This is a genomic window from Phenylobacterium sp. (assembly GCF_036402295.1).
Classification (GTDB): domain Bacteria; phylum Pseudomonadota; class Alphaproteobacteria; order Caulobacterales; family Caulobacteraceae; genus Phenylobacterium.
Genome location: NZ_DASWTE010000214.1, coordinates 1 through 7,632, shown reverse-complemented (window position 1 = coordinate 7,632; position 7,632 = coordinate 1). Strand labels below are relative to the sequence as shown.

Annotated in this window: 9 protein-coding genes; 1 reads left to right on the top strand and 8 read right to left on the bottom strand. The window is 69.2% G+C overall.

The window, feature by feature from the left end; all coding sequences use genetic code 11:
- Both VGD44_RS13315 and VGD44_RS13310 read right to left on the bottom strand, forming a co-directional pair.
- Positions 1 to 195 (bottom strand): tRNA-dihydrouridine synthase (locus VGD44_RS13315; RefSeq protein WP_331087780.1); only part of this gene is annotated, 195 nt, incomplete at its 3' end.
- Between the two features lie 104 nt (positions 196 to 299).
- A complete protein-coding gene (locus tag VGD44_RS13310) occupies positions 300 to 545 on the bottom strand; it encodes a hypothetical protein (RefSeq protein WP_331087778.1) in 246 nt (81 codons plus the stop codon).
- Positions 546 to 983: 438 nt separating this feature from the next.
- On the opposite strand from VGD44_RS13310, the gene VGD44_RS13305 reads away from it, so the two are divergent.
- The gene (locus tag VGD44_RS13305; RefSeq protein ID WP_331087776.1) at positions 984 to 1,922 is read left to right on the top strand and encodes a type II CAAX endopeptidase family protein; all 939 of its coding nucleotides are present in this window, start codon (positions 984 to 986) and stop codon (positions 1,920 to 1,922) included.
- Here the strand turns inward: VGD44_RS13305 and VGD44_RS13300 are convergent.
- The 6 genes from VGD44_RS13300 to VGD44_RS13275 form a co-directional block, all read right to left on the bottom strand.
- Positions 1,907 to 2,416, bottom strand: a complete 510-nt coding sequence (locus tag VGD44_RS13300) for an A24 family peptidase (RefSeq protein ID WP_331087774.1) — start codon at positions 2,414 to 2,416, stop codon at positions 1,907 to 1,909. The genes VGD44_RS13305 and VGD44_RS13300 overlap by 16 nt on opposite strands.
- Complete coding sequence (locus tag VGD44_RS13295) at positions 2,403 to 3,278, bottom strand: tetratricopeptide repeat protein (protein ID WP_331087772.1); 876 nt, start codon at positions 3,276 to 3,278, stop codon at positions 2,403 to 2,405. Before VGD44_RS13295 ends, VGD44_RS13300 begins: the two co-directional genes overlap by 14 nt.
- The gene (locus VGD44_RS13290; RefSeq protein ID WP_331087770.1) at positions 3,275 to 4,789 is read right to left on the bottom strand and encodes a LytR C-terminal domain-containing protein; all 1,515 of its coding nucleotides are present in this window, start codon (positions 4,787 to 4,789) and stop codon (positions 3,275 to 3,277) included. The genes VGD44_RS13295 and VGD44_RS13290 overlap by 4 nt, the downstream gene beginning before the upstream one ends.
- A 10-nt stretch (positions 4,790 to 4,799) precedes the next feature.
- Positions 4,800 to 5,744, bottom strand: coding sequence for a type II secretion system F family protein (locus tag VGD44_RS13285; RefSeq protein ID WP_331087769.1), 945 nt, complete (start codon positions 5,742 to 5,744; stop codon positions 4,800 to 4,802).
- 9 nt (positions 5,745 to 5,753) lie between these two features.
- Positions 5,754 to 6,755 (bottom strand): type II secretion system F family protein, encoded by a 1,002-nt coding sequence (locus tag VGD44_RS13280; RefSeq protein WP_331087767.1) that lies wholly within the window; start codon positions 6,753 to 6,755, stop codon positions 5,754 to 5,756.
- Between the two features lie 3 nt (positions 6,756 to 6,758).
- The coding region (locus VGD44_RS13275; RefSeq protein ID WP_331087765.1) for a CpaF family protein at positions 6,759 to 7,632 on the bottom strand (874 nt) is incomplete at its 5' end.

Here is a 7,632-nt window from a genome sequence, read left to right as displayed (position 1 = left end):
CGCCTCCACGAGGTCCGCCGGCTCCGACCCGCCTAGCTGCAGCGCCACCGGATGCTCCACCTCCGAGAACGCCAGGAGCCGCGCCCGGTCGCCGTGCAGCACCGCGCCCGTAGTCAGCATCTCGGTGTAGAGCAGGCTCTCACGCGACAGCATCCGATGCAGGACCCGGCAGTGCCGGTCGGTCCAGTCCATCATCGGGGCCACGGACAGTCTATGTGATGGGTGTCGCGTCATTCCAGGCGGGCAGATAAGCCACCGGGTCACTGAACGCAAAACTGGCGAGGGCCGGCGAATGCCGGCTATTCGATCCGGGCCGCCAGCAACACGGTGAGCGCGGGGATGCCGATGAGGACCGTGATGTTCGCCACGACGTAGAGGCCGGCCAGCACCCTGTCGCCTTTCCGATAGCAGTGGATCGCGCGTTCGCTCATCACGCCGGTGATCGGGCCGAAGGCCACCCAGGGCGCGATCCGGAGGGCCATGAAGGCGGCCCCGGCCGCGGTCGGGCGCTTCCATGCTTTCCTGGCCTTCGACAGCAACCGCATCGCCCGTCTCCCTCCGGCATTCTCAAAGTGGAACGTCACCCCGGATCGCCTGCAGGGTTCAAGCCGTCTGGCGGACGCCGCCGAAAAGAGACGGGGCGCGGACCGATCGATCCGCGCCCCGACCCCATTCCACGAGCCCATACGCTGGGGTGCTGCGACGCAGGTGCTGATGCGCCGAGGACTCGCAAACGCTCTGCAGCGGCCTCTCAGGGTCGGATTTCAGGGCGACTCTGAAGGCACGTCGACAACAGCTTGACTGTAACAGGGGGGCCCCCTTGGAGCTTCCTAATTGCCGCTTATGACGGCTTAATTTGCTCGAACGTCGCACCTCGCCGCTTCGCTCGACGAGCGATCCGTCACCCGGCCCTGTCCCCTTTCGGGACAAGCGGTCCGGCGCGGGGGATGACCGCGAGATATCTCCTTAAGAAGTCTCGGGCGATGCTGTCGCAAACCACGCGCTTAGGCGACGACGCCCGGCGCGACTCGCCGGAACGTCGATACGCCATGACCTATCTCGACTATGCCGCTCGCGGACGGAACGCCGGTTGGCGCTACGTGCTTGCGCTGGTGCTGGGCTTCATGTTCGCCGTCGTCGTGGGCGGCGTGGCGCTCCTGCCCCTTCAGCTGGGCGGCGTCCTGTCAAAGGACTGGATGACGGCGGCCCAGGACCCTGGACAGCCCGTCTTCTTCTTCCTCTTCAACGGCGTCGTGTTCGGGCTCCTGCTGCTGGGTGTCGCGCTCGCCGTGTGGTGGGTCCAGAAGAAGCGGCCGACCGACCTTCTCGGCTGGTGGTCGTGGCGCCTCTTCGGCCTGGGAGGCGCCGTCTGGTTGGTCGCTCTGACGGCCGCCGCGCTGATCGATTTCGCCATCGCGCCGTCGGGATTCCGCATCAGCGCCGGTCCCGGAACACCCCAGCTGGCGCTCGCGGCGCTCGCCGGCCTGGCGTTCCAGACCTTCGCGGAGGAGTACATCTTCCGCGGCCACATCACCCAGGGCCTCATGGTGGCGATCAAGAAGCCCCTGCCCGCCGCGCTGGTCAGCGGCCTCATCTTCGGCGCGGTCCACCTTCCCAACGGGCCCCCGCAGGCCGCGAGCGCCACCGTCTTCGGCGTGATCATGGCGATGATCGCGATCCGGACCCGCGGGATCGCCTTCACCTCCGGCCTGCACCTCGTGAACAACGTCTTCGGCGCCGTGGTGCTGGTCTCGGCCGGCGACGCCTTCCGCGGCAGCCCAGGGCTTTTCTCGCAGGACACGCCGCACCTGATGTGGTGGGACATGGCCGTGGGCAGCGTGGCGCTTTTGGTCGTGGCCCTGCTCGTCCGCAGCGCCCGCTGGCTGCCCGAGCCTGCGGTCCCGGCTCAGAACGCGGCGTAGGGCCTGATCCAGCCCAGCAGCTGACCCCAGATCACGATGGCGCCGCCCGCGGCGATCGCCACCCCGTACGGGATGCCGCGCCCGAAATCGCCCTTGCCCTTCATGTTCCAGATCACCAGCGCGCGCGCCGGCCGCGACGCCAGGGAGACGACGGCCATGAGGCCACCTGCTACGGCCGTCACGAGGATCAGGGTCGAGAAGTGCGCAAAACCGGCGAACAGCGCGACCGCCGCGAGGAGCTTCGCATCGCCGCCGCCCCAGATCCTGAGGGCGAACAAGCCGAACCCGACCGCCAGGAACAACACCGCCGTGACGAGCGCCCCGACGAGGCCGGCCCCACCGACGAGCACTGCCCAGACGGCGTAGAGCGCGACGACGGCCAGCACCGATGCGTTCGGGATGCGACGCCAGATCGCGTCGCTGACCGCCGCCCAGACGAGGACGCCTGTCAGCGCCGCGGCGACGACATAGCGGAGAAGCTCAGGGAGCGGCATGCGGCGTCGCGTTGGCGCCGTTCTGCGCGGCCAGGGCCCGGACGATCTTCAGGTTCTCGGAGGCGCGCGCGTAGTACTCGCTCTTCACCTTGAGGGCCTGGTTCAGCAGCTCCTCCGCCTTGGCGTAGTCGCCGCGAACACCGGCCGCGAAGCCCGCGTTGTTGAGCAGCGCCGCCCGCTCGTCGGCCGACGCGCCCGACACCGCGCGCTCGTAGTCGCCGCCCATGGCCAGCGCCACGCGCAGGTTGGTCCGCGCCTCGCTCATGTCGGGCTTCTTCTGCAGCGCGGCGACCAGGTCGGCCACGGCCTCGTCACGCCGGCTCTGCAGCAGCCGCGAGTAGCCGCGGTTGTTGAGCACCTGCGGCGCCCCCCCCGAGTTGGCCATCGCCTGGGCATAGGCGGCCTCGGACGCCGTCCAGTCGCCGCGGGTGTCATACTGCGCGCCCAGGGCGTTCCAGGCGCGCCAGGCCTTGGGGTCCTCGGCGACCGCGCGCTTCAACATTTCCAGCGCCTCGGTCGATCGTCCGAGCAGCGCCAGGGCCAGTCCCTGTCCCTGCAGCGACTGGGCGCGGGTCTCGGCCGCGCCTTCGGCCATGCGATAGCTGGTCAGGGCGACGTTGTACCGCTTGCGGACGAGGTTGAGGTCGCCGCCGAGCAGTGAAAGCCGCGGGTCGGTCACGCCGCCGAGCATCGCCTGGTCGATCATGCGGCCGGCGTCGAGCAGCCTCTGCTCGTCGATGGCGCGCCGTATCTCGGCCACGCCCGCGGCCGTCAGCGTCCCCTCCGCCGACGGCTTGGCTGCCGACGGGCCGGCCGCCAGCAGCACCACGGTCAGCGCGAGGCTTGCCCAGCGGGTGATCATGCCCTCTTCGCCCTTACCAATGATCCGGGGCGCGGCCCCTTGCGCCATGCGAGCGCGTCGGCGCCCACGACCAGACGCATACGGTCGCAGCGGCTGGCGCAATTCACAAGGCGAACCTTGTACGGCAGAGTTCTTGCCAAAGCCTGGGCGACCGCGGCGTTGCGCGCCGGATAGACGATGCTGGTCTGCGACTGCGCCGGCCCGGGCCGCGCGGCCTTCGGGACGGACCAGCCCAGACGCGCCAGGCGCGTCACGACGGGATCGCCTCCGGCCTGCCGGCCCGATGCGTTGATCACCAGCAGGGTGTTTCCGGTCAGCAGCGGCAGGCGGCGCGGCGCAGGCGTCGCCGCGGCGAGCTTCACCACACGCGACGAAGCGGCCGACGTTGCGGCGAGGCGGACCACCGGAGTCCTTCTGGCGGGCTGGGCGATGGCTTGGCGGGGCGACGGCGGTTGCGACACCAGCGCGAGACGCACCGGGGGGCCGGCCGCAGGCGGCCGCTCAGCCGCCGCCACGAAGGTAGGCTGGCCCATGGCGCGCAGAGAGGCCGGCGACGGCCGTCCGGCGGCGTCGACGCGGACTGGCGCGCTGGCCACCATGGGCGACGCGGCGGCGCTCACGATGGGGTAGAGGACGTGCCGCGGGGCGGCCGGCGGCACGGCTTGCGGAGAGACCGCCGCCGTCGCCAGCGGCAGCCGCACCGGCGGCCCAGCGGCCGGGACGGCCGGCTCGGTCGACGCGGCGAAGGTCGGCTGGCGCATGGGCCTCGGCGAGGCGCTAGCGGGGCGGGTCGATGCGGCCTGGATGCGGACGGGCGCGCCACTCGCCGCGATCGCCGGCTGCGGGGCCGCAACGATGGGATCGAGCGCCGGCGCGCGGGCCCGGGTCAGCGGGGGAGAAGCCTCCGAGAACGCCGGCTGCGCCATCGGACGCGGCGACGCCGAGGCCAGCCGCGTTCGCGTGGCTTCGATCCGAACGGGAGGGCCTGCCGTGGCGACGACCGGAGCGGACGCCGCCTGGACGATCCGATGGACGACGGGCGCGGGTTCAGGGGTGAGATCGGGCTGGTCGAAACGCCTCAGCTCGCCGTCGGCGCGCGCCAGCCGAACGCCCTCCACGGGTTGAGCGACCTGGTGCTCCAGGACGGCGGAATAGGCGACGTTCGCGGCGATGATGGGCGACGACGGCTCCAGCGCCGCAGCTTGGGAATAGTAGCGGGCGCTCAGGTCGAAGCGGCCCAGCTTGTCGTAGACGACGCCGAACGCGTTGAAGATGCGCACATCGCTCGGAGCGCGAGCGCGGGCCATCTGCAGGAGCTCCAGCGCCGCGGCGTAGTCGCGGCGGCCGATCGCGGCGACGGCGCCGGAGTAGTAGCCGTCGGCGGCGGAGACCTGTCGCTCGGCGCCGATCTGCAGTGGCCGCGCCTCGACCCACTCGGCCTGCTGCGGAACGGCCGCGCAGGCCGTCGTGAGCAGCGCAGTCAGGGCGGCGCCGGAAGCGGAACGGGTCATGGTGGGGACCTCATTGGCCTGCAAGCTGCGGCATCAGGGTACGCGCGACGTCGATCAGGGGCGGCAGGAGCAGCGCCACGATGATCACCGGCATGAAACAAGCCACGATCGGAAGGGTCATGAGGACCGGGATCCGCATGGCCTTCTCCTCGGCCTTGAGGAAGCGTGTTTCGCGCATCTCGACAGAATAGGTCCGGAGGCTCTGGGCGATGCTGACGCCCAGGGCCTCGGTCTGGATCAGCAGGGCGACGAACGACTTGACGGAATCGACGTCCACCCGCTCGCCCATGGCGCGCAGCGCGTCCGCGCGGCCGCGGCCCGCTTCCATTTCGTCGGCGAGCCGTCCGAACTCCTCGGCGATGCGAGGATGGGAGGCCTTCACCTCCTGGGCGACCCGGACGACCGCTGCCTCGAGGCCGAGACCCGCCTCGACGCAGACCACCAGCAGGTCCAGCGCGTCCGGAAACTCCAGCTCGATCGCCCCGCGCCGTCCCTTCGCCCGCTGGTTGATGAACCACCGCGGAAGGATCAGGCTGAGGCCGCAGAGCACGAGCGGAAAGACGATCGCGCCAAGCCCCGCCAGCGGGCGGCCCAGGAGCGTCGGCCCGACAATCAGGAGGAGCGGGAGGCCGATCGCCAGCGACATCCGCGTCGCGACGTACGTGGCCGGCGCCGCCGGATGCTCGAAGCCGGCCAGCGCGAGGTCGCGGCGAAGCTTGCTCCGGTCGGCCGTGTCCGTCAGCAGCGCCGACTGAACCCAGTTCAGGAAACGGTTCTCGATGGCGTCCGAGCGCATGACGCCGCTTTCGCCCGCCTGGGCGACCGCACCCATCTGGTCGCCCATGCGCCGGCGAACCGTCAATGCGGCGCCCACCGTGCGTTGCGCAAACAGGACGCCAACGAAGACGGCGCCGAAGGTCAACAACTGGATCAGTATGTCGAACAGCGCCAACATCTCTTGCACTCAGTACTTAAAGTTGATGATGCGATGGACCATCATCCATCCACACAAATAAACCAATGTCGTTCCCGCGACGACAGGCCAGAAGATCGGATCCGAGAATTTGCTGGAATAGACCGTCGGATTGATCAACATCTGGAAGAACACCATCGCCACCGGCAATATGCTGAGCAGGACTGCCGAAGCTCGGCCTTCGCTGGCCAACGAGCGGACCCGCTTGCCCAGCGTCGAGCGACCGCGGATCACTGTCGCCAGACCCTGGAGGATCTCGGCCAGGTTGCCCCCCGTGTCGGACTGGATGGCGACACTGACGGCGAAGAAGTGCCCGTCCGGCGAGCCGGTCCGATGCGCGAAGTTCGAGAGCGCCTCCCGGAAGTCCATGCCGTAGGTCGTCTCGTCGACGATGATTCCGAACTCGGACCCCAGCGGATCGCTAAGCTCGTCGGACGCCAACTGCACCGATGAAACGACCGGATGCCCGGCCCGTATCGCGCGGTTGATGATGTCGAGGGCCAGCGGGAGCTGCTCCTCGATCTGCTTCAGGCGCCGGTTGCGCAGGCGGCGCACCCAGATCCATACGCCAAGCGCCGCGAGGCTTACGGCGCCGACCAGCGACACCGCGCCGTTCAGCAACAGCGATATGCCGCCACCCGAGCTCGCCAGGCTGAGCGCCACCAGCCATAGGACGGCTGCGACCGCCGCCACGATGCCGAGGACCTGAATGGGCGTCCACGTCAGGCCGGCCTGGCTGCAATAGAGGGCTACGTTGTCCCAGAGTCGACTCAGCCGAGCGTCGTTCGACACCGTCGGCGACGCGGCACCCTTGCGGACGAGTGAGGTGTAGACCTCCTCGCGGCTCATGCCCTGGCCCAGCATGGTCAGCCGGCGGTTGACGCGCTGTTCGCGATCGCGACGCGAAAACACGAAGCCCGCAACGACCTGCACCACGATGACGACCGCGATGAAGGTCAGGACGTAGATGATGGGGGTGATGACGGCGGCCATCGGTCAGACCGATTTTCGCCCGGCCGAGAACATCAGGCCCGGCGGCAGCTCAATGCCGCGCGAGATCACGACGTCGAGGAAGCGCGGGCGCACCCCGGTCGTCTCGAACGTGCCTGTGATCTGACCGTCCGGCGACTTTCCCTGACGACGGAAGCGGAAGATCTCCTGGGTGGTGATCACGTCCTCTTCCATGCCGACGATCTCGGTGATCGAGACAACGCGGCGGCGGCCGTCGTCCATGCGCTCGGCCTGGACGACGAGGTTGATGGCCGCGGCGATCTGCTGGCGGACCGATCGCGGCGAGATTTCCAGACCCGCCATGCCGATCATCTGCTCGATGCGGGACAAGGCGTCGCGCGGGGTGTTGGCGTGCACCGTCGTCATCGAGCCGTCGTGGCCGGTGTTCATGGCCTGCAGCATGTCGAAGGCCTCGCCGGAGCGGACTTCGCCCAGGATGATGCGGTCGGGCGGCATGCGGGGCGCGTTGCGGACGAAGTCACGCTGGGTGACTTCGCACCGGCCCTCGATGTTCGGTGGTCGGGTCTCCAGGCGTCCCACTTGCGACTGCTGCATCTGGAGTTCGGCCGAGTCTTCGATCGTGACGATGCGCTCGGCGTCGTCGATGAAGGCCGACAGCGCGTTCAGCAGCGTCGTCTTACCTGAACCCGTACCGCCGGAGATCAGGATGTTGCGCCGGGACTTCACCATCGCCTGGAAGATCGCCGCCATTTCGGATGTGATGCTGCCGAGCTCAATCAGGCGATCCATGTGGATCGGCTGTTTCGCGAACTTCCGGATCGAAACCAGCGGGCCGTCGACGGCCAGCGGCGGGATGATGGCGTTGACGCGGCTGCCGTCGGCGAGGCGCGCGTCCACC

Excerpts from the sequence above, each read along its gene's own strand:
- VGD44_RS13295 (WP_331087772.1), bottom strand. The coding sequence starts at position 3,278 with ATGATCACCCGCTGGGCAAGCCTCGCGCTGACCGTGGTGCTGCTGGCG.
- VGD44_RS13285 (WP_331087769.1), bottom strand. The coding sequence starts at position 5,744 with ATGTTGGCGCTGTTCGACATACTGATCCAGTTGTTGACCTTCGGCGCC.
- VGD44_RS13300 (WP_331087774.1), bottom strand. The coding sequence starts at position 2,416 with ATGCCGCTCCCTGAGCTTCTCCGCTATGTCGTCGCCGCGGCGCTGACA.
- VGD44_RS13280 (WP_331087767.1), bottom strand. The coding sequence starts at position 6,755 with ATGGCCGCCGTCATCACCCCCATCATCTACGTCCTGACCTTCATCGCG.
- VGD44_RS13305 (WP_331087776.1), top strand. The coding sequence starts at position 984 with ATGCTGTCGCAAACCACGCGCTTAGGCGACGACGCCCGGCGCGACTCG.
- VGD44_RS13290 (WP_331087770.1), bottom strand. The coding sequence starts at position 4,789 with ATGACCCGTTCCGCTTCCGGCGCCGCCCTGACTGCGCTGCTCACGACG.
- VGD44_RS13310 (WP_331087778.1), bottom strand. The coding sequence starts at position 545 with ATGCGGTTGCTGTCGAAGGCCAGGAAAGCATGGAAGCGCCCGACCGCG.